The 25946-nt window shown below is 66.8% G+C and carries 25 protein-coding genes and 3 tRNA genes; 13 read left to right on the top strand and 15 right to left on the bottom strand.

Translation table 11 applies throughout. The features are described 5' to 3' along the window. The first annotated feature begins 1 nt into the window (after position 1). The 6 genes from BSP_RS12875 to BSP_RS12850 all read left to right on the top strand — a co-directional run bounded on the left by BSP_RS12875 (position 2) and on the right by BSP_RS12850 (position 10251). Complete coding sequence (locus BSP_RS12875; protein WP_054766985.1) at positions 2-628, top strand: DUF1190 domain-containing protein; 627 nt, start codon at positions 2-4, stop codon at positions 626-628. 179 nt (positions 629-807) lie between these two features. Beyond that, positions 808-3567: a TonB-dependent receptor gene (locus tag BSP_RS12870; RefSeq protein WP_152950578.1), complete on the top strand. Its 2760-nt coding sequence runs from the start codon at positions 808-810 to the stop codon at positions 3565-3567. A gap of 151 nt (positions 3568-3718) precedes the next feature. Then, the gene (locus BSP_RS12865) at positions 3719-4237 is read left to right on the top strand and encodes an RNA polymerase sigma factor (protein ID WP_224760962.1); all 519 of its coding nucleotides are present in this window, start codon (positions 3719-3721) and stop codon (positions 4235-4237) included. An 84-nt stretch (positions 4238-4321) separates the two neighbouring features. Next, a complete protein-coding gene (locus BSP_RS12860; protein ID WP_152950577.1) occupies positions 4322-5329 on the top strand; it encodes a FecR domain-containing protein in 1008 nt (335 codons plus the stop codon). Positions 5330-5409: 80 nt separating this feature from the next. Then, positions 5410-8385 carry a TonB-dependent receptor gene (locus BSP_RS12855; protein WP_227975965.1) on the top strand — a complete coding sequence of 992 codons (2976 nt, stop codon included), beginning with the start codon at positions 5410-5412 and terminating at the stop codon, positions 8383-8385. A 39-nt stretch (positions 8386-8424) separates the two neighbouring features. Continuing rightward, a complete protein-coding gene (locus BSP_RS12850; RefSeq protein ID WP_054766080.1) occupies positions 8425-10251 on the top strand; it encodes a Ca2+-dependent phosphoinositide-specific phospholipase C in 1827 nt (608 codons plus the stop codon). 129 nt (positions 10252-10380) lie between these two features. On the opposite strand, the gene BSP_RS12845 is transcribed toward BSP_RS12850, so the two are convergent. From BSP_RS12845 to BSP_RS12815, 7 genes are all read right to left on the bottom strand, one after another. Continuing rightward, positions 10381-10470: transfer RNA gene (locus BSP_RS12845), tRNA-Ser, on the bottom strand. 87 nt (positions 10471-10557) lie between these two features. After that, on the bottom strand, positions 10558-11454 hold the full coding sequence (locus BSP_RS12840; protein ID WP_227976115.1) for an NAD regulator: 897 nt from the start codon (positions 11452-11454) through the stop codon (positions 10558-10560). 55 nt (positions 11455-11509) lie between these two features. Then, positions 11510-12103 carry a YfbR-like 5'-deoxynucleotidase gene (locus BSP_RS12835; protein WP_054766983.1) on the bottom strand — a complete coding sequence of 198 codons (594 nt, stop codon included), beginning with the start codon at positions 12101-12103 and terminating at the stop codon, positions 11510-11512. Between the two features lie 144 nt (positions 12104-12247). Next, positions 12248-13060 carry a methyltransferase type 11 gene (locus tag BSP_RS12830; RefSeq protein ID WP_152950576.1) on the bottom strand — a complete coding sequence of 271 codons (813 nt, stop codon included), beginning with the start codon at positions 13058-13060 and terminating at the stop codon, positions 12248-12250. A 57-nt stretch (positions 13061-13117) separates the two neighbouring features. Further along, on the bottom strand, positions 13118-13978 hold the full coding sequence (locus tag BSP_RS12825) for a MoxR family ATPase (protein WP_152950575.1): 861 nt from the start codon (positions 13976-13978) through the stop codon (positions 13118-13120). A 64-nt stretch (positions 13979-14042) separates the two neighbouring features. Continuing rightward, positions 14043-14240, bottom strand: a complete 198-nt coding sequence (locus tag BSP_RS12820) for a hypothetical protein (protein ID WP_054766076.1) — start codon at positions 14238-14240, stop codon at positions 14043-14045. 11 nt (positions 14241-14251) lie between these two features. Further along, entirely contained in the window at positions 14252-14689 is a 438-nt protein-coding gene (locus tag BSP_RS12815) for a hypothetical protein (RefSeq protein WP_054766075.1), read from the bottom strand. A gap of 157 nt (positions 14690-14846) precedes the next feature. Between BSP_RS12815 and flbT the strand changes: the two genes are divergently transcribed. Then, positions 14847-15269: a flagellar biosynthesis repressor FlbT gene (gene flbT / locus BSP_RS12810; protein ID WP_152950574.1), complete on the top strand. Its 423-nt coding sequence runs from the start codon at positions 14847-14849 to the stop codon at positions 15267-15269. Next, positions 15229-15594 carry a flagellar biosynthesis regulator FlaF gene (gene flaF / locus BSP_RS12805; protein WP_152950573.1) on the top strand — a complete coding sequence of 122 codons (366 nt, stop codon included), beginning with the start codon at positions 15229-15231 and terminating at the stop codon, positions 15592-15594. The genes flbT and flaF overlap by 41 nt, the downstream gene beginning before the upstream one ends. A gap of 245 nt (positions 15595-15839) precedes the next feature. Here flaF and BSP_RS12800 read toward each other — a convergent pair whose 3' ends face one another. The 7 genes from BSP_RS12800 to BSP_RS12770 form a co-directional block, all read right to left on the bottom strand. Beyond that, complete coding sequence (locus BSP_RS12800) at positions 15840-16478, bottom strand: exopolysaccharide biosynthesis protein (RefSeq protein WP_152950572.1); 639 nt, start codon at positions 16476-16478, stop codon at positions 15840-15842. Positions 16479-16579: 101 nt separating this feature from the next. Next, complete coding sequence (locus BSP_RS12795) at positions 16580-16768, bottom strand: DUF3008 family protein (RefSeq protein WP_152950571.1); 189 nt, start codon at positions 16766-16768, stop codon at positions 16580-16582. Positions 16769-16797: 29 nt separating this feature from the next. After that, positions 16798-17961, bottom strand: a complete 1164-nt coding sequence (locus tag BSP_RS12790) for an isovaleryl-CoA dehydrogenase (protein WP_054766071.1) — start codon at positions 17959-17961, stop codon at positions 16798-16800. An 81-nt stretch (positions 17962-18042) separates the two neighbouring features. Next, complete coding sequence (locus BSP_RS12785; RefSeq protein ID WP_152950570.1) at positions 18043-19884, bottom strand: lysozyme; 1842 nt, start codon at positions 19882-19884, stop codon at positions 18043-18045. Positions 19885-19953: 69 nt separating this feature from the next. After that, positions 19954-21372, bottom strand: coding sequence for a magnesium transporter (gene mgtE / locus BSP_RS12780; RefSeq protein WP_054766068.1), 1419 nt, complete (start codon positions 21370-21372; stop codon positions 19954-19956). A 65-nt stretch (positions 21373-21437) separates the two neighbouring features. Then, positions 21438-21522: transfer RNA gene (locus BSP_RS12775), tRNA-Leu, on the bottom strand. Between the two features lie 96 nt (positions 21523-21618). After that, positions 21619-21870 (bottom strand): FliM/FliN family flagellar motor switch protein, encoded by a 252-nt coding sequence (locus tag BSP_RS12770; protein WP_054766067.1) that lies wholly within the window; start codon positions 21868-21870, stop codon positions 21619-21621. Positions 21871-21935: 65 nt separating this feature from the next. Here BSP_RS12770 and lipB point away from each other — a divergent pair, with 65 nt between their 5' ends. The 4 genes from lipB (at position 21936) to BSP_RS12750 (ending at position 25482) form a co-directional block, all read left to right on the top strand. Then, the gene (gene lipB / locus BSP_RS12765) at positions 21936-22652 is read left to right on the top strand and encodes a lipoyl(octanoyl) transferase LipB (RefSeq protein ID WP_152950569.1); all 717 of its coding nucleotides are present in this window, start codon (positions 21936-21938) and stop codon (positions 22650-22652) included. Positions 22653-22778: 126 nt separating this feature from the next. Next, on the top strand, positions 22779-24263 hold the full coding sequence (locus tag BSP_RS12760) for a hypothetical protein (RefSeq protein ID WP_152950568.1): 1485 nt from the start codon (positions 22779-22781) through the stop codon (positions 24261-24263). Positions 24264-24337: 74 nt separating this feature from the next. Beyond that, on the top strand, positions 24338-24838 hold the full coding sequence (gene msrB, locus BSP_RS12755) for a peptide-methionine (R)-S-oxide reductase MsrB (protein ID WP_152950567.1): 501 nt from the start codon (positions 24338-24340) through the stop codon (positions 24836-24838). Between the two features lie 47 nt (positions 24839-24885). After that, positions 24886-25482, top strand: coding sequence for a hypothetical protein (locus BSP_RS12750; protein WP_227975964.1), 597 nt, complete (start codon positions 24886-24888; stop codon positions 25480-25482). Positions 25483-25543: 61 nt separating this feature from the next. Here the strand turns inward: BSP_RS12750 and BSP_RS12745 are convergent. Next, a tRNA-Thr gene (locus BSP_RS12745) sits at positions 25544-25618 on the bottom strand. A gap of 110 nt (positions 25619-25728) precedes the next feature. Here BSP_RS12745 and BSP_RS12740 point away from each other — a divergent pair. Beyond that, on the top strand, positions 25729-25926 hold the full coding sequence (locus tag BSP_RS12740) for a hypothetical protein (protein WP_054766063.1): 198 nt from the start codon (positions 25729-25731) through the stop codon (positions 25924-25926). Positions 25927-25946: the final 20 nt, after the last annotated feature.

The raw sequence follows: 25946 nt of genomic DNA, 5'->3' as shown, positions 1-25946 counted from the left end.
CATGACCGATCGCAAGCCGGAAGCCGACCTGCCCCAGACCAAGACCCTGCGCCAACTGAAACGGTCGCGCGCCCTGCATATCGGCGGCCTGATGGCCACTGCGAGCTTCTCGCTGGCCGCCTGCGACGCGCCGGACGCGCCGGCGCCTCGCGCCGCAGCAGAACCGGCCTTGGCCTACGCCTCCCTGGATGAATGCCGTGCGGCGGACGTCATACCGGACGCGCAGTGCGACGCCGCCCTGGCCAAGGCGCAGGAGGATGCCGCCCGCACAGCCCCCCGCTACGCCACGCGCGAGGAGTGCGAGGGCCAGTGGGGCCCGTCGCAGTGCCAGCCGAGCAATCAGGGCGGCGGGTCGTTCTTCACCCCGCTGCTGGCCGGCTTCGTCATCGGCCAGATGCTGGACGGCGGGCGCTACTACGGGGGCGGCCCGCTGTATCGAGACCGCGAGGATCGATATGTGAACGGATACGGCGGCGGCTATGCCTATCGCGACTACCGGACCGGTCGGATGGTGACGACGCGCGAAAACGGAGATGTCGTGAAGCAGGCGCCGACGCGGGTACAGAGCCGGACCACGGTCGTCTCGCGCGGCGGCTTCGGCGGCGGGGGGCGCAGTTTCGGCGGCTGAACTCGTCCCTTCGCCAGAATCGGACGACGGCCCGCAGGTTGCGCCTGCAGGCCGTTTTGCTTGTGTGAGAAGGTCGAACGCGACAGGGCCGTGAAGTTTGAATGAAAAGGCCTGTCACACATTGAGGGGGCCTGAGAGCCCGTCGTTGAAGCGCCTAGAACTCACTGGGGGCTACTCACATGAAGAACCGAATTCTGGGCACGACGGCCTTCGCCGTGGTCGCTGCAACGCCGTTCGTCGCCTTGGCGCAGACCGCCGAACCGGCCGCCGTCGCGAGCCAGGCCACAGCCACTCTGGACGAGATCGTCGTCACCGGCTCCTATCGCCGCAGCCTTGAAGAGGCGGTCGACATCAAGCGCAAGACGGTCGGCTTCTCGGACTCCATCGTCGCCACCGACGTCGCCAACTTCCCCGAACAGAACCTGGCCGAGGCACTGCAGCGCATCCCAGGCGTCACCATCGAACGCAACCGCGGCCTGGGCCAGCGCGTCAACGTGCGCGGCCTGCCCAGCGATTTCACCTTCGTCAGCATCAACGGCCTGGCCACCGCCTCGGGCAGCGGCGGTCGTGACGTCGAGTTCGACATCTTCGCCTCGGAAATCATCCAGCAGGTGACGGTCCAGAAGTCGCCGCGCGCCGCCGATGAAGAAGGCGGCATCGCCGGTTCGGTCAATATCTCGACCGCCCGTCCGTTCGATTACGCCGGTCGCCGGGTCGTCGGTTCGGTGGAGGGCGCCTACAACTCCATCTCCGAAGAGATCGATCCCAAGATCGCCTTCCTGGCCAGCGACACCTGGGGCGACTTCGGGGCCCTGGTGTCCTTCTCGACGGCCCGCCGCACCAACCGCACCGACTCGGAATCGGGCATCAACTTCCGCCCGATGTCGCGCTTCCTGGCGACCTCGACCGGCGCCCGGGGGACCCAGGCGGCGGCGGTTCTGCTGCGAGACGCCGGCATCGCCATTCCGAACCGGTCCGACACCAATGTCACCAACCGGATCATCTTCCAGGACAAGGTCGGCGACCGCGCCTATCTGAACACCCAGGATCAGTGGGGCGGCACCGTCTCTCTGCAGTATCGCCCGTCGTCGAACTTCAGCCTGGCCTTCGACGCCATGGTCGGCAGTTACGACACGACCGAGGACGAGTATGATGCGGCTGCCTATTCGGCCTCCAGCCGCTCGACCCTGGAGACCATCCACGAGTTCGACAAGACCACCCTGGCCGACTACGGCATGGTGGTGCTGCGCGACGTCTCCTACACCGCGACCCAGCACGAGATGCTCAGCAAGGAGCGTATCAACGAAACCGACTACCAGCAGTTCGGAACCGAGCTGCACTGGAGCGGCGACAGCTGGAAACTGCACGCCATCGCCGGCTATTCCGGCGCCGAGAAGACCCTGGACTACGCCAATCTGAAGCACGTGGCCTATGCGCCGTCGCGGACGCGTTGGACGGCCGAAGGCGGCGAGACGATCCAGAGCGTCAACCCGGCCTCGATCGACATGTACAACTCGCCTTCGCGCTATCTGTTCGAGGCCTATGAGACCACCTACGAAGAGATCAACGACGACAAGTACGCCGCCCAGATCGACTTCACCCAGTACGTCGACTTCAGCTTCTTCCCGGCGCTGAAAAGCGTCCAGGTCGGCGCGCGCTATACGGACAAGTCCAAGGAGCGCCAGTACGGTTCGCTGAACATCCAGGGCTCCGGTGCAGGCAAGGTCGACTATGTGGGGCGCCCGATGTCGCAGAGCGAACTGACGCCGATCGGCGATCTGGTGCCCGGCGGCGACTACAGCATCCGCGACCTGAACTGGAGCCAGGTCTCGAACGACTACGCCCGTCGCACCTTCCGCTATGACGGCTTCTTCACTCCCTTCAACGTCGGCGACTACTACGAGGTGACGGAAGAGGTTCTGGCCGCCTACGCCATGGCTGACCTGGAGTTCGCCCTGGGACCGGTGCCGGTCGCCGTCAACGGCGGCGCCCGCTACATCGACACCTCGATCACCTCTTCGGGCTATCACCAGATTCAAACGCCGACCGGCGGCACCACCTATACGCCGGAGCCGGTGTCCAGCGACGGCAGCTACGACAAGGTCCTGCCCAGCCTGAACATCACGGCCGACCTGACCGACAGCCTGATCTTCCGCGCCGCAGCATCCGAGACCCTGATCCGTCCGGCCCTGACGGACCTGGCCTACAAGCGCACGGCCAGCTGGAACTCGTTCCGCTTCACCGACGGCAACCCCAACCTGAAGCCGACCTACGCCAAACAGTGGGAAGCCGGTCTGGAACAGTATCTGGGCGACGGCGGCCTGCTGGCGGTCTCCTACTTCTGGAAGGAGATCGAGGGCGTGGTGCGCCAGGCCCTGACCGGCACGGTGCCGAACGTCACCAAGTACAACGCCAACGGCACGATCGACGGCGTCTACACCTTCGACGTCTACCAGCCGATCAACGAGCCCGGCTCCTACGAGGTCAGCGGCGTGGAGCTGGTCGCCGTCGTGCCCTTCGGCCAGTTCTTCTCGCCGCTGGAAGGCTTCGGGATCAACGCCAACTACACGGCGCTGGACAGCTCGCTGACCGGCTCCTCGACTCTTGGCATCCCGACGCCGCCCATTGGTCTGGCCGACAACACCTACAACGTCACCCTGTTCTACGAGAACGACAAGCTGCAGGCCCGCGCCTCCTACAACTACAAGGACGAGTATGTCGAAGCCATCGGCTACGAGATGTACCCGATCACGCGCGAGGGCTATGGCCAGGTCGATCTGTCGGCCAGCTACCGCGTGACCGACAGCCTCCAGATCAATGTGGAAGGCATCAACGTCACGGACGAGGCGACCAAGGGATACACGATGGATCCCTCCTTCCCGACCATGTACGAAAAGTCGGGACGCCGTATCAACTTCGGCCTGCGGATGGAGTTCTGATCCATTCCCACAAGCGAACCTCATGTCGAAAGCGGGGGGCGACCGACGTCGTCCTTCGCCTTCCCCGGCCCAACCCGCCGGGACAGAGGCCGGCGCGACGCCCCTTCCGCGAGGAGGGGGCGTCTTCGCTTAGTCGCGTCTGAGTGTCCAGGTGAGCGGGGCGACCATGTCGCTTGATCAGGTCTTCGCCGGCCTGCGGCGCGATCTCATGGCCTATGTCCAGCGCCGCGGCCTGTCGGCCGAGGACGCGGAGGACGTGGCCCAGGAAGCCTTCACGCGTTTCCACCGCGCGGGCCACGATCTGACGGGACCGGACGCCCGCCCCCTGTTGTTCGTCATCGCCCGAAACCTTCAGGCGGATCGGTGGAAGGCCGCCGGTCGGACGGGGGTTCGGGGCACGGACGACATCCACGCCCTCGACGCTTCGCCGCGCGCCGTGGCGAGCGAGGCGCCTGCCGCCGACCAGCAGCTGATCGGCCGAGAGAATCTGGCTGCGGCCGCCCGCGTCATCCGCGCCCTGCCGCCGCGAACCCGAGACGCCTTTCTATTGCACCGGTTCGAGGACCAGACCTACGTCCAGATCGCCAAACGTCTGGGCGTGTCGGTCAGCATGGTCGAAAAACACATTGCCGAAGCTCTCCGTCAGCTGAAGATTTCACGCGATGGCTGAGGGGTTCGCTGAAACTGTCGTTGTGAGTCTTGAAGGCGTCGGCGCCCCATCCCCCCGCCGCGTCCCGGAGCGTTCTGTTTGCGCATGATCCAGCGCCTGACATCCCTGTTTGATCGTCGGCCGCTGACCGCCGAATCCTGGCTGGCGCGCATGCGACGGCCGGACGTCTCCGCGCGCGACCAGGCGGCCTTCCTCGAATGGCTGGAGGCGGACGACGCTCATCTGGACCAGTACGAGGCTGCGAAGAGCGGTCTGGCGGAACTCTCGCCGTTGGGCGATGTCTTTGCGCCCGATCTGGCGCGTCTGCGGGGACGACGGACTGTCGTGTCCCAGAGACGTCTGCTGATCGCCGGCGGGCTGGCCACAGGCGCGGTGGCGGCGGTGGCCGCCGTCGCTCTGGTCCTGCCCGGCGCTGGCCAGGAGCCCGCCGTCGCGGCCGGTCGTGTTTACGCCAGCGCGCCGGGCCAGATCACGGATGTGACGCTGGAAGACGGGTCGCGCGTCACCCTGGATTCCGGCACGCGGATCCAGGTCGCCTATGGCCGCGACGCCCGCCGGGTGACCCTGATGCAGGGCGCGGCCTATTTCGACGTCGCCCACAATGCCGAACGACCCTTCCAGGTCGCGGTCGAGGATCGCTACGTCATCGTGACAGGGACGCGGTTCGCGGCGGCGTTGAGAAACGACCAGGCGGAGGTGTCGTTGCTGGAGGGACGGGTCGCCGTCGGGCGGACCGACGTCGGCCGCGCCCGCGCGCTGGAGCGCGCCGTCGCCCTGGCTCCGGGGCAGCAGGCCGTCTTCAAACGGGGCGTCAACCGCGTCAGTCTTCGTCGGATCGACGTCGAGGCGGCCACCGCCTGGCGCGAGCGCAGACTGGTCTTCCACGATGCGCCCCTGTCGGTCGTGGTCGAAGAGGCGGGGCGCTACGCAGGCGCGCCTCTGGTGATCGCCGACCCCGCCCTCGCCGAGATGCGCGTGACGGCGGTTTTGCCCCTGACGGACGAGGCGAAACTGATCGACCGGCTGGACGCCCTGTTGCCGATCTCGATCGAACGTGGCGAAGACGGCCGGGTCCTGATCCGCGCCGAATAGGTCTATCGCAGAGCTGTCACGCAAGCGCGCTAAGCGTTGCGTCTTCGTTGTTCGCTATCCTGTCTCAAGGCGCCGTTCGCTTGAAACCGCCCGCACGATCGACGCCGTTCGATGCGCTACGGGGAGGCGTCGCCGCCGCCGCTCTGGCGATCGTCGCCCTCGGCGGCTGGGCCCCGGCCGCCCGGGCGCAGGATCGCGCGCAGGTTTTCGACATCCCCGCCCAGGACGCGCGTCGCGCCTTGGTGCAGCTCTGTGTTTCGGCGGGCTGTGACCTGGCCTTTCTGACGCCCATGGGCGAGGCGCGGCGCACGCGAGCGGTTCGCGGGCAAATGTCCTGGCGCGCTGCGGCAGACCAGATGCTCCAAGGCACCGGCTTGCGGCACCGTTTCATCGGCGACCGGGGCCTGCGGGTCTGGATGGAAGCCCAAAAGCCCGCCGAGATCCCGGCCGTTCCCGCCGCAGAGCTGGAGTCGATCACGGTCGTGGCGCGGCTGTCGGAGCAGATCGAGGAATCCTTGCGACGCAAGGCGGCGGCGGACGTCATCCTGGACAGCGCGTCCGCGACCCGGATCGGCGAACTTCCGGCCGCGAATCTGGCCGAGGCCTTGCAGCGGGTCCCCGGCGTGGCCATCGAACGCGAGGTGGGCGAGGGGCAGTTCGTCAGCGTTCGGGGGCTGGGGCCGCTGTTCCAGTCGGTGACCCTGAACGGAGCGCCGGTCGCCTTCAACGAGAACATCCGCAACTCGACCCAGAGCGGTCGGCAGTTCCGCTTCCGCGCCCTGTCGGCCGATCTCCTGGCGGGGGCTCAGCTCACCAAGTCGGCGACGCCCGATCTGATCGAGGGCGGGATCGGCTCCAACATCGACATCGAGACGATCGGCGGCCTGGACGGCGATCCCTTCCTGAGCCTCAGGGCGGGCGCCTCCGTCGAGGCGCGAACGGGCCGGCCGGAAACAGACGTCTCCCTCGCGGGCCGGTTCGTGTCCGAAGGCGGCGCATGGGGTTTGGTCGGCGGCCTGTCCCAGGAGGGGCGGTCGGTCCTCTACGACCGTTTTCAGGTGGGACGCTATACGCCGGTCGTCGTCGAGGGGCAGCCGGCGGTCGCCCCCAACGATGTGAGGACGACGGTCGAGCACGAGGATCGGCTGAGGCGAAGCCTCTTCCTAGGTGGAGAGTGGCGGGCCTCCCCTTCACTCAGGCTGCGGTTCGACAGCCTCGTCTCCACCTTCGACAACACCATTCGCGAGGACCGGATCGCCTATGGGCTCGGCGCCCTTCTGGAGACGCCCGGCGCCATGGCCACGGTCACGGACGGCGTGGTCACGGCCGGCTCGATCCGGGCGGGCGTGATCGACAACAACACGGAGTTCTCCGCCCAGGCGCACCTGAACATCGTGGTGTCGGGCAGGGCGGATGTGGTGCTGGGCGATTGGAGCCTGACGCCGCGTTTCAGCCTGTCCCGCGCACGATCAAAGCTGGATACGCCGCTGGAGAGGATCTCCTTCCGTTCGTTACAGGCCCCCGCCTATGTGTTCGATGTCAGCGGAGCGGCGAGCGGGCGAAAGGCCGTGCTGCTGACTACCGATCTCGACCTGTCCGACCCGACCGGCTTCGCCTTCAAGCGTTTGGGCGTTCGCGCCATCGAATCCGTCGACGAGGACCTGACGGGCCTCCTCGATCTGCGGCGTCCCGTGTCCGTCGATCTCGGCAGGACGGTCCTGACCGAAATCGCCTTCGGCGCCCAGATCAGCGATCGGTCCCGCGATTACCAGAGACGCGACCGTGAGGCCGCGCTTCGGCCGGGCGCCGTTATCACCCCCGAGTTTCTCGGATTTCGCGTGGCCGACGACGTGTTCGATTCCCTGATCGACCGGCATCCGGGATCCTGGATCGCCGCCGACTTCGACCGGTTTCAGCAGGCCTTTCACATCCCCCGGGAAAGCGAGGAGTTGGCGGTCGGGCCCGACGCCCTGGCTCCCACGGGCGCCGACCTGCAGAACTCCTATCGCGTCGGCGAGCGTGTCGGGGCTCTTTACGGGCGAACGGATTTCGAGGGAGAGGCGGGCGGCGCCCCCTTCTCGGGCAATCTGGGTCTTCGTCTGGTGACGACGCGCACGGCGGTGGACGGCGCCTTTCTGAACGCCGGCGACAGCGGCAGCGCCGCCATTCGGCCGGTCTCCAAGCTGGGGACCGACACCGCCCTGCTGCCCAGTTTCAACATCGCCTTCGATCTGGATCGGGGCCGGCGCCTGCGGCTGGCGGCGTCCCGCACGATGACGCGGCCCTCGCTGGCGGACCTGCGCCTGGCGACCGTGCCCGCCAGCTCCCTTGTCTCGAACATCTATGAGCGCGGGCAGGCAGAGATCGACGCCCCGTCGCCCGGCTCGATCTTCACCGGGGTCGGCGGCAACCCGGATCTCAGCCCCTATATGTCGACCAATCTCGACGCCTCGTATGAGTGGAGCTTTCCGCAAGGCGCGCTCAGCCTCGCCGTCTTCCACAAAAGCATCGACGACTTCATCGGCCTGGTGGACGCGCCCGAGATGCTGGTGTTCGAGACCCGCGCCGGTCCCCTGGTGCGGGCCGAGGTGATGATGTCGCGGCCGGCCAATCTGGGGCGCGCGATCAGCCGGGGCGTGGAGGTGGGGCTTCACCGGCGGCTTCCCTCCGGCTTCGGCCTGTGGGCCAGCGGCACCTTCACCGACGGCCACGGGCCGGGCGGACGCAGCCTGGCGGGGGTGTCGCGCTTCGCCTATTCCATCAACCCCTTCTTCGAGCGCGGGCCGGTCGTGATCGGCCTGTCCTGGTCCTGGCGGTCCGCCTTCCGGTCCGAGGCGGACATGCAGGGGGGAGGGGTGGCCGACTTCACCGTCGGCCCCGCCGGCTATCTGGACGCTCAGGCCTCGTTCGAGATCGGGTCCGGCGGCACCCTGGTCGTCGCCGCCTCCAACCTGACCGATACGACCGACCTCGCCTACGAATACGACACGCGGCGCCTGCTCCAGCTGGGCCGCGTCGGCCCCAGCCTGACCGCCAGCCTGCGCTGGTCGCTGTGATCCCTTTTCCCTTCTGCCTGTGACTTCCGAGGATTTTCGATGCTCAATCTGATGGCGGCCCTTATGGCCGGCTCCGCTCTGGCGGGCGCGGCGCCGGCCTGCGACCTGACCGCAGCCGATCTACGCGCGGCCGGCGGCGACCCCTGCGCCCCGGCCTGGATGGATCGCAATCTGGGCATGAACGATCTGACGGCGGTGGGCACCCACAACAGCTACAAGCTGCCGATCCCCTCCGCCGAACTTCAGGCCATGATCGCCGTCAATCCCGGCGCCGTGGCTCTGGACTATTCGCATCGCCCCCTGACGGAACAGCTGGAAGCCGGGGCGCGCCAGATCGAGATCGACGTGCTGAACGATCCGCAGGGCGGGCGCTACGCCCATCCCCTGTCGGCCCTGGGACGGCCGGGCCAGGGCGCGCCGGTCAGCGCCGCCTTCGCGGAAGCCATGGCCCGGCCGGGCTTCAAGACCCTGCACATGCCCGACGTCGACTTCCGCAGCACCTGCCTGACCTTTGTGGCCTGTCTGACGGAGATCCGCGACTGGTCGCGCGCCCATTCGGACCATGCCCCCATTCTGATCATGCTGAACGCCAAGACGGGCGGCCCGGCCATGCCCGGCGGAACGACGCCGCTGGATTTCGACGCCGCCGCCTGGGACGCCCTGGACGCCGAGGTGCGGTCGGTGTTCGACGCCGATCACCTGATCACGCCCGACCGGGTCCAGGGGCGTCACGCCACCCTGCGTGAAGGGGTTCTGGCCGGAGGCTGGCCGCGGCTGGGCGCGGCGCGCGGCAAGGTCTTCTTCGCCCTGGATGAAGGCCCCGAGAAGGTCGCCGCCTATCGCGGCGCGCGGCGTTCGCTGGAAGGTCGGATCTTCTTCGTCAACACCGACGAGACCTCGCCGGCAGCGGCCTATCTGACGTTGAACGACCCGGTGGCCGATCAGGCGCGCATTCGCGCCGCCGTTCGCGCCGGCTTCATCGTCCGCACCCGCGCCGACGCCGACACCCGGGAGGCGCGCACGAGCGACGTCTCCATGCGCAGCGCCGCCTTCGCCAGCGGAGCGCAATATGTGTCTACCGACTATATGACGCCGGATCCGCGCTTCCCCGCCTATGAGGTGCGGCTGACCGGGGGCGCGGCGGCTGTCTGCAATCTGCTGCGGACTGAAAAGCGGTGCGACGGGCTCGCCGTGGAGCTGACCGACGAAGGGGCGGCGCGCGGCTATCTGGCGCCGACGGACCGCCCGGATCTGACCCAGGTGCTGGCTCCGCCGCCCCCGCCGGGTTCGCCCCGCGCCGTCGCCGACCAGGGCGTATTCCGTGAGACCCGCGCCCTGCAGGGCACGCCGCGCTGGGCGCTGGCGACCTCGGACGTGTCGGGCGAGATCTATGACGACTTCGCAGAGGCCCTGGGCGTGCGACTGACGCCGGACGCCGCGCCCGTGCTGACCGCCCTTCTGAACCGGGCGGGCAATGACCGATCCGTCGTGGGCGACGCCAAGACCCACTGGGGCACGAAACGGCCCTATATCGGCACGGACCAGCCGATCTGCGAAGCCAAGACCGACCATCTGGCCGGCAATCCCGACTATCCGTCCGGCCATTCGGCCCACGGCGCCCATGTGGCCATGATCCTGGCCGAACTGGCCCCCCAGCGCGCGAACGAACTGTACGCCCGCGGCCGCGCCTACGCCGAGAGCCGCTACATCTGCGGATCACACAGCTACAGCGCCGTCGAGGCCGGCCTACTGTCGGGCATGATCATCTATGGGGCCGAACAACGCTCCGACGTCTTCCGTCGCGACATGGAGGCCGCCCGGGCCGAGGTCCAGGCGGCGCTCGCTCGCTCAGGTCAGGTGCAGTAGGGGACACAGCTCCGCCGGTCGAAAGTCCGGCGGAGTCTCTGGAATTAGAGATCGAAGCGACGCGCGTTCGGCAGGAAAGCCGTCAGTTTTCGGGGGTGCGTCCGGCTTGGCCTGGAGGCGGCAGGATGATGGCGGAGAGGGTGGGATTCGAACCCACGGTACCCTTCCAGGCACGCCGCATTTCGAGTGCGGTACATTCGACCACTCTGCCACCTCTCCGCGGCGCATCAGTCGCTTGGTCGAGCGAGCGGCTTCTCTAATGGCAGAGCGGCGGCGCCGCAAGCTGTCTGTGAAAGAAATCCGAACCTATCTTTGCGCCGGCAGCGACAGTCCGGGCGCGGCGCCGGTTTCCGGGTCCAGGCCCTTGAATCGAAACAGCTCGGCGGGGCGGCCGCCCGTGGCCGACGACATCCGGCCGGTGGGCTCGACCAGGCCTGCCCGCTCCACAGCGCGGCGGAAGTTCTGCTTGTGCAGGGTGAGGCCGGAGACGGCCTCGGCGGCCGCCTGAAGCTCGGAAAGGGTGAAGGACTCAGGCGTCAGGTCGAACAGGACGGGCCGATACTTCAGCTTGCTGCGCAGCCGACCAAGGCCCGTGGCGAGAATGCGCCGGTGGTCGGAGCCCATGACGGCGCCGGGGAGGGGCGGGACGTCGTGCGGCGTCTGTCGGGCGTCGCGCCAAGCCTCCGCAACCAGGCGCGCCTCATAAAGAAGTTCGTAGCGCTCCAGAACGCGCTCCTCATTCCAGCGATGATCCGGCGTCAGGGCGAAGAGGGCCCGGGCGCGGCCCAGGCGGCGTTCATCCGCCCCGGCCCAGCGAAAAAGGGCGTCGATCACCGAGCCATGCAGAGTCGATCGGCCGCAACGCCGATCCTCCCAGGGGAAGATGTCGAAGACGGGGGTCCATTGGGCGTCATGGGCCGGCGGAGCGGCGGCTTCCGAGGTCAGGGCCAGATAGCCGACCGACACCTCGCGCATCTGGTCGGGGCCGGGCGCTGCGCGGGGCGAGGCGCGGCCCGCGTCGCCGAAGGTGTAGAGCTGTTCGACGAAGCCGAGCCGGAACCCCGTCTGATCGGTCACGAAGTCGCGCAGCGCGCGCTCAAAGGTGCGGTCCCGCGCCGGGTCGAAAGGCCCGAACGGCAGGGCGCGGACGCCGTCTTCCGTCTGGGTGGTCAGGACCACGGCACGACGGTCCTTCAGCGTCATGACGACGGCCGACAGACCGATTCGCACGCCTTGATCCGTCGGCCCAGTCACAGCTCTATTCCGTGTGCCAGGCGTCGTCGGCGGGCAGAAGGCCCACGGCCTTGGCCAGCACCTGGTACCGCTCCAGATAGCGCGCCTGGGCGAGAGAGGCCGGCAGGGGCTCGATGGTCAGGCTGTATCCGGGCGGGGGCGCGCCGAAGAAGCCGAGCGATTCCTTCTCGCTGAAACCCGCCAACTGCGTCGCCTCGAAATAGGCGCAGGCCTTGTCCGCCTTCTTGATCAGGGTCTTGATCGTTTGGGGCGTCTTGGGCGGCAGGCCGTAGCGGACGTGGATGGCGGCTTCCAGCCGCGCCTCGAAATCCTTGTAGCCGGAGCCCAGGGCCGCCTTGAACGGCGAGATCATGTCGCCGATGACATATTCGGAGGCGTCGTGCAGCAGGGCGGCGAGGCGCCATTTGGGATCCAGCCCCGGCTTGATGTGGGCGGCGATCTCCTCGACCACGACGCTGTGCTGGGCCACCGAAAAAGCGTGCTCGCCGATGGTCTGGCCGTTCCACCGCGCAACCCGGGCCAGGCCGTGGGCGATGTCCTCGATCTCAATGTCAAAAGGAGAGGGGTCGAGCAGATCCAGGCGTCGGCCCGACAGCATGCGCTGCCAGGCGCGGACTTCGGTCTTCTTCTTGGGGCGCTCGGCCAAATCGTCGATCCTGCTCGCTGGTGGGCTGGTCAGGTGACGCAAAGCGCCGTCAGGATCAAGGCGTCCGGCCGTCGGCGCTTGTTTTCGGCGTGGATTTCAGTCTCCGACGTTCAGGGCGACCAGATCCTTGGCCGTTTCGAACACCCGGTCGTGCCGTGACTTGGAGCGAACCGTCGCGATGACGAGCGGGCCGCCAGCGGGCCCACGCGCCTCGAAGCCGACCTGACGCCATGCGCCCGCCGGCACGTCGTCGTCCGCCAGGATGAAGCTGGCCCGCGTGGCGTCCCCTGGCGCCTGAGTGCGAATCTGGGTGGTTTCGCCGTTAGAGTCGATCTTGACGCTGCTCTTTTCGGTGCGGACGCCTTCGCCGTCCTTGGACTGGATGTTGATGCCCGCGATGCGAACGCTCGCGCTGTCGCCCCGGGTCTCGATCTGAAGCCCCGGAAGCTTGACCGAGGCGTCATCGCCCTTGGCCTGGATGTTCACGCCGGGCGCGGCGACAGTGGCCTCTTCCGTACCGTTTTCCGTCTGGCGGGCGTCGATACGCATCGCCGCCTGGGGCATGTCCGACGAGACGCGGCGTTCATATTCGCGCAGCACGTCCTCGGCGGACCGATCTTCAAGCTTGACCAGATAGAGCACCACCTCGGCGCCGCGGGGGCCGCCGTAGGTGCAGGCGGCCCCGCCCGGGTCAGCAAAGCCCTTGCGCGTCAGCACGCCCAGCGTTTCGGGGCATTTCAGACCTTCGACGACCTTGAGCACGCCGGGCTCTACGTCGTTGGAGGCGCTGGTCGTGGTGGTCTTGGTGATCCGAACCGCGTTTTCGCCGTCACAGGCGACCAGGCCTGCACCGAGCCCGACGATCGCCACGCCGGCGGTCAGCAAACGATACGGGAGTGTAACGCTCATGGTCTCTATTTTTGAGCCATCGAAGAGAGTGGTCCAGTGAAATCGCGGTAATGCCGCTCAGCCGCCCGGGCGCGCGCCGTCTCTGCGGCCCAGGAAGGCCAGGCGTTCGAACAGGTGAATGTCCTGCTCGTTCTTGAGCAGGGCGCCGTGCAGGGGCGGGATCAGCTTGTTGGGCGTCTTTTCGCGCAGGGTTTCCGCGTCAATGTCTTCGACCAGCAGCAGCTTCAGCCAATCCAGCAGTTCGGAGGTGGAGGGCTTCTTCTTCAGGCCGGGCGTGTCGCGGATCTCGTAGAAGGTCTTCAACGCCTCCGAGACCAGGCGCGGTTTGATGCCCGGAAAATGGACGTCGACGATGGCCGCCAGGGTCTCGGCGTCGGGAAAGCGGATATAGTGGAAGAAGCAGCGGCGCAGGAAGGCGTCCGGCAGCTCCTTCTCATTGTTCGAGGTGATGATGACGATGGGCCGGACCTCGGCGCGGATCGTCTCGTCGATCTCCTGAACATAGAACTCCATCCGGTCGAGTTCCTGCAACAGGTCGTTGGGGAATTCGATGTCCGCCTTGTCGATCTCGTCGATCAGCAGGACGGGGCGCGTCGGGGATGTGAAAGCCTCCCACAACTTGCCCTTCTTCAGATAGTTGCGGACGTCCTGAACCCGCGCCTCGCCGAGCTGGCTGTCGCGCAGCCGGCTGACGGCGTCGTACTCATAGAGTCCGTTATGGGCCTTGGTGGTCGATTTGACGTGCCAGGTGATCAGGGGCGCATCGAAGGCCTTGGCGACCTCATAGGCCAGCACGGTCTTGCCCGTTCCCGGTTCGCCCTTGATCAGCAGCGGACGTTCCAAGGCCACGGCCGCATTGACGGCGACCTTCAGGTCGGCCGTTGCGATATAGCGATCAGTGCCTTCAAACCGGCTCATGAAAAAACCCGCCTCGTGAGTGCCACGAAGCGGGTTAGCCGATCGGCAATCGCCTGAACAGCGATCAGGTGATATGTTTTGGCGAGATGGGATCGCTGGCGGGGAAGGTCTCTTCCACGCTCTCGTCGATCAGCGCCTCCTCGCGCCCTTCTTCCGGATTTACGCGGTGTTCCAACTGGTCGGGCTTGCCTTCGCGCGGTTCGACCCTTTTGGCGTGGGGTGTGTCCGTCGAGGCGTCTTGTTTAGCGTTCGCGTCCTGCATGTGCGCTCCTTTCAGGATTCTTGCGTGCGGGCGTCGTCGGCGCCGTAGCCGAGCTGTTCGATATCGTCGTCGTCGAGGCGTCGCGCCTCCCAGTGCGCCGCACTGGCCTGGGCGCCGCGCTCATTTTCCATCAGGCCCGAGTAGACCAGTTCGACTTCGCCCTCGGCCGCCAGATCATTGCTGTCGGCGTCGGACTGATTGACCTTTTCGCCGTCCATGCCGAGCAGGGCGTCCGCCTCGCGCTCGATCCCGTCCAGGGCCAGTTGATCGTCGATGTCGAGGTCGTCCTCGTCGAAGGCGTCTTCGTCCGCATCGCCGTCGGCCTGGGTGACGTCAAGAATTTGGTCAGCCTCATCCAGCAGAAGGTCGCCTTCGCCTTCATCGTCCAGATGGGTTTCGTCAAAGACCTCGGCCTGTCCCTGATCGTCCTGATAGTCCATGTCGGGCATGGTCGCCTCCTGTCTGGTGACGAAACGTCGCCCCGAGGCAGGTGTTCCGCGCAGGCTGGGAACAAGGGATGATTAACCCTCAGCCTTTAAGGTTTCGAATCGTTAGGGGCGGTCCATCTTCGATCGGTTCCGACCTGCTGAAGGAGTTCGGTCGTCAATGGCTTTGAAACTGTCGTTGAAACCCGGCGAAAAATTCGTGTTGAACGGCGCGGTGGTTCAAAACGGCGACCGTCGCGGCGTTCTCATCCTGCAAAACCGCGCCAGTGTTTTGCGTGAAAAGGACATCATGCAGGCCGATGAGGTCACGACCCCTGCGCGCCGCATCTATTTCCCGATCATGATGATGTATCTGGACGAGGCGTCGGCGTCGAAATTCTACGACGAGATGGCCCTCCGCATCACCGAATTCATGGGGGCGACCAAGAACCCGGACGTCTTGGCCGAATGTGTCGCCGCCTCGCGCTATGTGCTGCAACGCGAATACTATAAGGCCTTGATGGCCGCCCGTAAGATTGTCGATTACGAAGAGAAGGTGCTCAATGTCGCTTCAGGCGTACGCAGCGGCGGCGACGCGGGCTGAGACGCCGCGCGACCTGGAATACCGCCTGTTCGGTCAGGTCACGCGCGCCCTGGTCCAGGCGTCCAAGTCTGATGAGCGTGATCTGGCCACCCGGATTGACGCCTTGGATTGGAATCGCCGTCTTTGGTCGGCCCTGGCGGCGGACTGCGGCGATTCCGCCAATGCCCTGCCTCAGGCCGTGCGCGCCCAGATCATCTCGCTGAGCCTGTTCGTCAATCGCCACTCTTCACTGGTCATGCGCGGAGAGGAGTCGTTCGAGGATCTGATCGACATCAATCGCATGATGATGCAGGGCCTGGCGCCGGGCGCGCAGCAGGCGGCCTGACGGCTGACTTCACGAAATCGCGAAGCCTATTGGCGCAAAGCCTTGAGGCGTCTTACCTTTCGAGTCCCTGTTCAACAGTCGAAAGGAGGTGATCCAGTGTCTCATTGTCATCAATCGCGTGCGGTGGCCGCGACCCTGGTCCTCGTCGGAGGCCTGGCCTGATCCTTTCGGGCTGAGTTGCGGTCCGGCCGTTCGCGGTCAGACAATGAAGGGCCGTCGCGGCGACGCGGCGGCCCTTTTGTCGTTCAGGGCAGAACGCCCGAGAACCATCCGGCCGCGTGATGGGCGATCTCTGACACCGTGTGCCAGATGAGGAACAGGTACAGACCGCAGGCCCCGGTCGCCAGTGCGCCCAGAAGAATGGCCACACCGTCTCTCTGCATCATGCCCAGGGCGAAGAAGACCAAGGCGATGCCCGGCAGGGCGTCTCCGAACGGGATCGGCAGGGCCATGATCAGCGCCAGCAGGACGCAGACGAGGCCCGTGATGGTATCCGCGACTTCGCCTGTCAAAAGGGGGAGGCGCGGCTGGGTCAGGTTTTCGACATAGCGCACCGTCTTCATGATCCGCGACACCCCGGCGCGATAGGCGGGACGGCTGATCGAGGTGCGCAGCGCCCAGCGCGGCAACCAGATCGAACTGCGCTGAAAGGCCAGTTCCAGCGCCATCAGGATGATGGGTACGGCGAACACCGCCTTGCCGCCCGGCGGCCACGGCAGCAGGGCCAGCATCGACAGGATCAGTATCATGGCCCCGAAGCCCCGTTCGCCGAAAGCGGCGACCAGCTCTTCCAGCTTCAGTTTGGGGTCGTCGCCTTCGCCCAGTTCCTCGATCACGTCGGAGAAGAGCCGCAGGTCGTCGTTCGGCTTGTCTTGGGCGGGCATCAGCGGCGGGCTCGGCGAAAGGAGTTCGCCCATTTAGGCGCACAGAGGTTTCACCGCCACTTACGGAACGGCAACAATGCCGAAGAATCGCGCCGAACCGGCTATTTCTTGGCCGCGTGTTCGGGTTTGCCCTTGCGTTTGGTGTGGGCGAAGTCTTCCAGCTGTTTTTCCGTCATGGACTCGGCCATGGACTTGGACGCGCCCTTCAGCTCCGACTTGGGCGTGTCGCCGCGCTTGGCCGACAGGGCGGCGCCGGCGGCCTTCTGCTGGGCTGCGGATTTTGCGGGCATGGGTGTCTCCTTCCGTCCGAAAGAAGCCGTCAGCCGCCCAGCAGTTCCCGACCGATGAGGAAGCGACGGATCTCGTTGGTGCCGGCGCCGATGTCATAGAGTTTGGCGTCTCGGACCAGACGTTCGACAGGCCACTCCTTGGTGTAGCCCGCGCCGCCCAGGGCCTGAACGGCCTCAAGCGTGACCTTCACGGCGTTTTCGGACGCCAGCAGAATGGCGCCCGCAGCGTCATAGCGGGTGGTCAGGCCGGCGTCGCAGGCGCGGGCCACCGAATAAACGTAGGCCCGGGCGCTGTTCAGGGCGACGTACATGTCGGCCACCTTGCCCTGCATCAGCTGGAAGCTGCCGATCGGCTTGCCGAACTGTTTGCGGTCGCGGACATAGGGCAGGACCACGTCCAGGGCGGCCTGCATGATGCCCAGTGGGCCGGCGGCGAGGACTGCGCGCTCATAGTCCAGGCCGCTCATCAGCACGCCGGCGCCGCCGCCGACCGGGCCCATGACGTTCTCCTCGGGCACTTCGCAGTCCTCGAACACCAGTTCGGCGGTGTCGGAGCCGCGCATGCCCATCTTGTCCAGCTTCTTGGAGACGCTGAACCCCTTCATGCCCTTTTCGATGAGAAAGGCGGTCACCCCGCCGTTGCCGTCGCCCGTGCGGGCATAGACCACCAGGGTCTCGGCGTGGGGGGCGTTGGTGATCCAGAATTTGGTCCCGTTCAGGACGTAGCGGTCGCCCCGCTTTTCGGCCCGGGTGCGCATGGACATGACGTCCGAGCCGGAACCGGCCTCGGACATGGCGAGCGATCCGACGTGTTCGCCGCTGATCAGCTTGGGCAGATATTTCTGTTTCTGCTCAGGCGTGCCCCAGCGGCGGATCTGGTTGACGCACAGATTGGAGTGGGCGCCGTAGCTGAGGCCGATCGAGGCCGAGGCGCGCGACACCTCCTCCATCGCCACCACATGTTCCAGATAGCCCAGGCCCAGGCCGCCGAACTCTTCCTCGACCGTGATGCCGTGCAGGCCCAGTTCGCCCATCTCGGGCCAGAGTTCGCGGCGGAAGCTGTTCGTTTCGTCGATCTCGGCGGCCAGGGGCGCCAGGCGATCCGCCGCCCAACGCGCGGTGGTGTCGCGAATGGCGTCCGCGTTCTCGCCGAGGCCGAATTCCATGGATTGGGGTGCGAAGGGAATGCTCATGCCCTTGGGCGTAGCATCGCGCACGGCCTTTCGCAAAGCGTAGGATGACCTGTCCGTTTCAGCCTGTGACGATTCCGTCCGTCAGGCCGTCGGATCCGTCGGGCGGCCCCAGCGCTGAAACAGATTGTAGCCCGACACCCCGACGCAGGCCAAGGCGATGATCGCCAGAACCCAGCCGATGACGGCGGTCTCGCCCCCCGTCGAGTTCGACGCCTGTCGGAAGGCCGCCATGGCCGCGCCGAAGGCCAGCATGCCTATGCCGCCCATCACCAGGAAGGTCGCGGTTTCGCTCCAGTCGAACCGTTTGTCGGGCGTCGCCTCCTGGTCGATCGACGGATGCAGGCCGTCCTCCGGTTGGACCTCCGCGTCGAACAGGGCGGTCTGATCGAGGTCGGTGAATCCCGTCGCATCGGTCGCGGCGTGGGGAGGCGGAGCGGCCTCCAAACGCCCCGCCGACGCCTGCTCGCTGTCCGGCTCGGCGGGCGGCTCGGTCGGGGCGATCAAGAACATGGGCACCTGAACCGTCTGTTCCTCCACGTCGGGCGCATCGGCGGATGCCAGGGTCGGCGTGGGGCTCGGGGCGTTGGACGGCTCGAAGGCGGGCTGATCGACGGAGGCCGCTTCCGCCTCGGCGGCCGGCGCCGCCACAGCCTCCTCCGGAAGGCTCACGCCGTCGTCGTTCGCCGGCTCCGCTTCTGCGGCAAGGGTCTCAAGCGGGACGGGCGTCAGCGCCGCCGGGACGGCTGAGGCGGAGGCCGCCGGGGGCGACGGGGGGGGCGAGGAGAGGAGGGCGAGCGGTCCGGTCACCCGAATCGCGTAGGGAGAATAGAAGACGGCCGCGCTGGGCGCCGGGCGGGCGGCAGGGGACGCTGAAGCCGGCTCCGATGAGGCAGGCTCGGGTTCGTCCGACGCTGTGGGCTGTTCGAGGGCCGGAGCGACGAATTCTCCTGCGTCGGCCTCGACCGGGGGCTCGCTTGTTTCCGCCTCACCATCTGAAGATTCGGCAGGCCTAGGCACGGCCCTGGCCTCTTCGGGTTCCGCCTCGACGGCCGGCTCGTCCAGAAGAAGCGCAACAGAGGATTCGGCAGGGGGCGAGGCGGAGTCTGCGCACGGCTTGCCCGCATCGACCAAAGGTTCGACCGTCGTCACCGGCTCGGCTTCCACCGGTTGAGCTTCGCCGTTCGCCATGGGGGTTTCGGCGTCCTGGCTCGCAGGTGCGTCCGCGGCGTCGTCTGCAGGATGAGACGCCTGATCGGGACCTTCGTCGACCTCTTCATCCGCTTGCTTGAGATCCGACTCGTTCAGCAGGGCGGATATTGCGCTTTCCCACGTCATGGGCTCCGACGCGTCATGGGCCGGAAAAGGCGCGACATCGACCGCGTCGAAACCGATCGAACCGGCCGCCTCCGTCGTCTCCAAGATCGTCGCCGTCGCCGGGGGCAGGGGAGCGGACAGCAGATCGGCAAGGGAGACCGGGGCGTCCGGATTGGCGACGAACAGGGCCCGTTCGGTCGCGCGGCGACGCGGGGGCGACAAGGGGCCGCCGTCGTCGATCCAGGCGGCCAGGGCTTCGGCCGCAGCCTGGGTCTCACCCGCGTTCAGTCGCCTCAAGACCTCGGAGGAGCGGAAGCGATCCACCCCGATGGAGAAGACGAAACTGGCGAGGGCGTCGTACTGGTGCTGGTTCAGCGGCGCCTGGACTTCGTCGATCGCCTTGACGACAGGCAGCAGGTCGTACTGCAACAGCAGTTCAGCATCGACTTCCGAAACGGTCAGCCCCTCGCGGGCGGACGCCGTATGGCCGTAACCGATCATCCAGCGGCCATCGTCGCGCTGGATCGCCCGAGGGCGGAAACCCTCGAAGCTCTTGATCAGAATGACACCCTCGCGGGAGATCTTGGTCGGTTTCAACGTGTCTGACACAGGTGTTGCCCCAAAGCGAGACGACGGCTCGGCCCTGAGCCGTCCCGCAGCAAGCCTGGGGCCAAGCGTTTACAACAGAACGATCGTCGCAAGACCCAGGAATATGAGGAAGCCGAAGAAATCGGTCGTGGCGGTCACGAAAACCGCCGAGGAGACGGCGGGGTCGAACTTCAGCTTCGACAGGGTCAGGGGCGTCAGAACCCCGATACAGGCCGCGACCAGCAGGTTCAGGATCATGGCGGCGGCGATGACGACGCCGATCTTCCAGTCCTCATCTCGGAACCAGATCCCCGCGGCGACGCCGATCAGGGGCGCCAGGATCAGGCCGTTGGCCAGGCCCACGACCAGTTCGCGGAAAAACGTGCGGGTGGCGTTGGCGGAGTTCAGTTCGCGGGTCGCGAGGGCGCGGACAGTGACGGTCAGAGCCTGGGTGCCTGCATTGCCGCCGATGGCCGAGACGATGGGCATCAGGACCGCCAGGGCCACAATTTGTTGGATCGTGCCCTCGAACAGGCCGATCACGCTGGCGCCCAGGGCGGCGGTCGCCAGGTTGATGGCCAGCCAGGGCACGCGGCCGCGCACGATCTCGGTCACGGACGAGCCGCGATCCTCGTCGGAGACACCGGCCAGACGCAGGATGTCCTCGCGGTTCTCTTCCTGAATGATGTTGACGATGTCATCGACAGTGATCTGGCCGACCAACCGGCCGGCCGCGTCCACGACCGGCGCCGAGATCAGATGGTATTTTTCGAAGATGTAGGCGACCTCTTCCTGGTCCTGATCGACCGCGATCTCATTGATCGGCTCCATCAGGTCGGACAGGGCGGCGCTGCGGGGGGCGCGCAACAGGCCGCTAATCGGCACCCCGCCGACGGGGCGGTTCAGCGGATCGACCACATAGATGTCGAAGAACAGCTCCGGCAGGTCGTCGCCCTGTTTGCGGATATGGTCGATGGTGTCGCCCACGCTCCAGAACTGGGGCGCCGCCATCACCTCGCGCTGCATCAGGCGGCCGGCGGACTCTTCCTCATAGCCCAGGCTGCTCTCGATCGCGGCGCGGTCGACGTCGGGCATGGCGGCCAGGACGCGTTCGCGCTGGTCGTCTTCCAGATCCTCGACCACGGCGGCGGCGTCGTCGGAATCCAGTTCCTGTAGGGCCTCGGCCAGGGTGCCGTGCGGCACCCGCTCCAGCACTTCTTCCCGAATCCCGTCGTCCAGCTCCGGCAGGGTCTCGGCCAACAGTTCCGGCGGCAGCCACAGCACCACGACCGCGCGGTGCTCAGCCGTCAGGAAGCCCATCAGATCGGCGACGTCGGCGGGGTGCAGATCCTCCAGCAGCGACCGCAGTCGCATGCCGTCGCCGTCGTCGGCGGCGTCCACGACTTTTTCGACGAATTGGGGCGTGAGGACATAGTCCTCGTCCAGGGCGGCGTGGTCTTCGGTTTCAGGCGCTTCGGCTGGAGCAAAGGCGGTGTCCGTGGTGCTCACGTGGTCGCCTCCCTTGGTAGAATGTCCAGCCGTAGTTAGCCGATGAATCGCCCTGTTTAGCCAGATGGTGCGGTCGAGAAGACTCGAACTTCCACGGGTTGCCCCACAGCGACCTCAACGCTGCGCGTCTACCAATTCCGCCACGACCGCTCGCATCGGAGCGGCGGCGAATAGACGAAGCCGCTGGAAAAGGAAAGTCTCTCTTTTGAGCCGAGCGCGCTTTGTGCGGTTGACGCCGTTCGGACGTCAGGCCGCGCCGGCCATGAAGTCATAGACGTCGGCGGGCCGGGTGACGGTGATGGCGATCCGGTCTTCGCGAATCTCGATCTCGCCGCGTGCGACGGGGTGGTTGTTCGCCAGGATCCAAACCTCGTCGCCCTCGGAGGCATCCAGCGGAATCACCGCGCCCCGACCCATCTTCAGCAGTTGGGACATCGGCAGCACCATACGCCCCAGCACGACTGAGATTTCGACGTTGACGGCGTTGATCTGGGACACGGGCGCTCTCGTTCACTAAGAGGTCGTCCCTTGCGGAAACGCCTCCGCCTGCACATTGAAGCCTTATGCTTGCCGACCCGTTAAGTCCTGACCTTAAGAAGCTGCGTCGCGGCGACGGCCGCCCGGTCGAATGGACCGTCTCTTCGACCTATGTCGATTACGCCGCCGCCGAGTCGTTCATGGAGGCTCGCGTCGCCGCCATCGCGGCGGGGGAGGCGGCGGAGCTGGTGTGGCTCTTGGAGCATCCGCCCCTCTATACGGCCGGAGTGTCGGCCAAGGACGAGGATCTGCTCGATGCGGCGCGCTTTCCCGTTCATCGCACGGGGCGCGGCGGGCAGTTCACCTATCACGGACCGGGTCAGCGCGTGGCCTATGTGATGCTGGACCTGAACCAGCGCGGCAAGGACGTGCGCGGTTTCGTGCGCGGGCTGGAGCAATGGCTGATCGGCGCCTTGGACCGGTTCGGCGTGGAGGCCGGGGTGCGCGAGGGCCGGGTCGGGGTCTGGGTCGAGCGCAAGGGCGCCGGCTGGTCGCGCGAGGACAAGATCGCCGCCATCGGGGTCAAGGTCCGCAAATGGGTCAGCTTCCACGGGATCAGCCTGAACGTGGAGCCCGACCTGGAGCATTTCGGCGGCATCGTGCCGTGCGGCATCCAGGAGCACGGGGTGACCAGCTTGGTGGACCTGGGAATCCTGGCAACGATGGACGAGGCGGATGCGGCGTTGAAGAACAGCTTCCGACAGATATTCGGTCCGGTAACGGAAAGTTCCCCGCCACTCTGAGCCGTATCGGCGCTCGGCGAGGGATGCGACAATCGCGCCAAAGGGCGCCGATGGGGGTTGGCAAGCCCGGCGGCCATAAGGTTTAACGGCGCCACCTCGCTTTAGAATCCGAGCCCAGGAGCCTCCATGAACCGCTTGATCGCCGCCGCCTCGGCCGCCGTCATGTCCCTCAGTCTGGCGGCTGGAGCCGCATCGGCCCAGGATTTCCGCGCACTGGCCCAGCAAGACCTTCAGGCCGCCCGCGACGCCCTGGCCGCCAACCATCCGGCCGCCGTCATTCCCGGCGCGCCGGGCGAAGCCTTCCGAAACTGGATCGACGCCGGTTATCAGGACGCCCTGGGCCGCGTCGGCCGCGTCAACAGCGGGGACAGCCACGCCTATCTGTTGCGCTACTATGCGAACGGATTCCGCGATTCCAACACCGCGATCCGGCCGACCTATGAAGGGCAGGGGCCCTTCTTCGCCATCGGCTGGCCGGGCCTGACGACGGCCTGGCGCAACGGCGAATATGTGGTCTCCTACGTCAAGCCGGGCGTTCGAAACCTGCCGCCTGTCGGCTCGACCCTGGTCAAGTGCGGCGACAAGACTGCGGCCGAGTTGGCCGAAGAGCGGCTGGACCGTTGGGAAGGCGATCTGACGACGGAAGCCGGGCGCGTCCGCACCGCCCCCTATCTGCTGTGGAACCGCAACAACCCCTTCACCGGCGGCGTGCCGTCGCTGTGCAGCTTCAAGGTCGGGCGCCGAGACCGCGAGTTCCAGATGCAGCCGCAACCCGCCGACGCGGCGTCGCTGGAAGCCGCCTATCGCGCGACCGTCTATGTGCCGCCGGCGACGCCGCTGGCCGTCGAGACCGTCAACGGTCGTCCCTGGGTCCATGTCCACAGTCTGGCCGACGACGCCGGCTGGGACGCCTTCTTCGCCGCCGTCGAGGCGCAGCTGCCGGCCATTCGCGGATCGCAGGGCCTGGTGATCGATCTGCGCGGCGCCGACGGGTCGTCGCTGAACGCCACCAGCCGCGGCTACGGCTTGGCCAATCGCATCTGGACGCCGGAGTTCACCGTCAGCCGCCAGCCGGAAGCCGGCTCCATCACCTATCGCGCCACCCCGGCCAATCGCCAGTGGTTCGTCGACACCTTGGGCCGCATGCAGGCCGATCCTCGCTTCGTGCAGGAATCCAGCGCAGTGATCGACCAGACCCAGGCCATCGTGGCGGCCTTCGATTCGGCCCTGGCGGCCAATCAGGCGACCTTCACCATGCCGGGTCGTCCGTCCGTGCCGGACACCGGCGCGGCCAATCCGGTCGCCGGACCCGTGGTCGTTCTGGTGGACGCCGGCTGCAGCGGGGGCTGCCTGGACACCCTGGATCTGCTGACCCGCCTGCCGAACGTGCGTCTGGCGGGATCAACCACGGCTGAGGACACCATCTTCATCGAGCCGACCGTGCTGCGTCTGCCGTCGAACTACGCGGAGCTGACCTATGGCCATAAGGCCTGGACCACCCGCCAGCGCGGCAATGACGCCCCGTACACGCCGACGCAGGGCCTGGCTTACTCGGGTGATGCGGCCGACGAGACGGCCGTGCGCGCCTGGGTCGCCAGCCTGTTCCAATAGGACGTCTCGGCGATCGGATCTGAAGGGGGCGGGTCGGGGTGGAACCTCGGCCCGCCCCTTCCTATTTCGGGGTCATGACCGATATCGACCTTTCCGATTCCCTAGCCCCCCGACGCTCCTCGGCCGGCTATGATCTGACGCCGCCCGATGATCAGGAACGCGCCCGGCTGGAGGCGGACCTGAACCCCGAGGAGAAGCGCGTCCTCCTGTCCCACGGCACAGAGGCGCCGTTCTGCGGAACCCTGCTGGGCGAAAAGCGCGCGGGCGTCTTCTGTTGCCGGGAATGCGGCCTGCCCCTGTTCCGCAGCCGCACCAAGTTCGAAAGCGGAACCGGCTGGCCCAGCTTCACCGAACCCGTCGATCCGGCCCACGTCCATGAGGTGCGCGACACCAGCTACGGCATGATTCGCATCGAGACCCAGTGCGCGCGCTGCGGCAGCCACCAGGGCCACGTCTTCCCCGATGGTCCGCCGCCGACGGGAAACCGCTATTGCATCAACTCGGTCGCTCTGACCTTCGTGCCCGAAGGCGAACCCTTGCCGGACCCGTTGCGACGGGGCGACGGAAACGCCTGACCATGGCCGCAATCGGCGTGCTAGGATGAGGCGGAAGGAGACGGCCCATGCTGATGGCAGGACTTGTGGCGAGCTTGGCGCTCGCAGCTTCGGGCGCAGGCGCGGACGGCGATCCTGACGGCGTCGTCGCGACCGCCCCGACCAACGCCCCGACCCTGGCCCAGGCCATGGCCGCCGCCCCGGAAGCCGCTGCTCCTGCGCCGACCGCGCAGGACGCTCAACCCCATGGGATGACGACGGAACAGCAGATCCAGGCCTGGCTCAGCAACCGAACGCCCGGCGTCGATTTTCAGGAGCCCCTCCCTGAAGGCCCCATGGACGACCGCCAGATGCACGGCATGGTCGAGGCGGGCGTCGGCACCGGCGGCTATCGCAGCTATGGCACCGCCGTCTCGATGCCGATCGGCGAAAACGGGCGTCTGGACCTGGCCTATCGCGAGGGGCGCAACGAACCCTGGGGCTACGGCTATGAGGCTTACGGCTATGGACTTCGGGGGCCTGGTTTCTATCCGCCTTACGGCCGGGTGCGCGGCTACGGCGGCGATTCGAGCCGCAAGTCCCTGTCGATGGGCTTCAGCTGGAGCAAGGACCGGGACGCTGAAGACGGCGCGGCCTGGCCGCGAGGCGCGACGGCTTCGGACTGAAGCGGCGCGGCCTTCCATCAAGCAAAAGGCCCGGCTTTCGCCGGGCCTTTTTCGTCTCAGATGGTGCCGCCGGGGGGAATCGAACCCACGACCTCAGCCTTACCAAGGATGCGCTCTACCACTGAGCTACGGCGGCCCCGACTGAGGAAGCGGCCGTATAGCCAAACCGTTCGGGGGAGGGAAGCGGCTTTTTGACGATCTGAAAGAAAGTTTGGACAAGCCCCGTTATCACGGCATTCTAAGCCCATGACTCGTCCGCCGCACGACACCGACACCCCGCCCGTCGAGACCTCGCCCAGCTTGACGCCAGAGGCCGGCGCGCCGTCCGAGGCGGCGCGGGCCAAGGCCGAACGCGCCATTCGCCTGGCGGCGGCCCTGCGCGCCAACCTGCGACGCCGCAAGGCGCCCGCCCGAACCCCGGCGGCGCCCAAGGACAGCAACTGAAAGTCATCGCCCGGCGGACG

It is taken from the genome of Brevundimonas sp. Bb-A, from assembly GCF_009394735.1.
GTDB classification, from domain to species: Bacteria; Pseudomonadota; Alphaproteobacteria; order Caulobacterales; family Caulobacteraceae; genus Brevundimonas; species Brevundimonas aurantiaca.
Note: the sequence above shows the minus strand (reverse complement) of the source record. Positions and strands in the feature narration are given on the sequence as shown.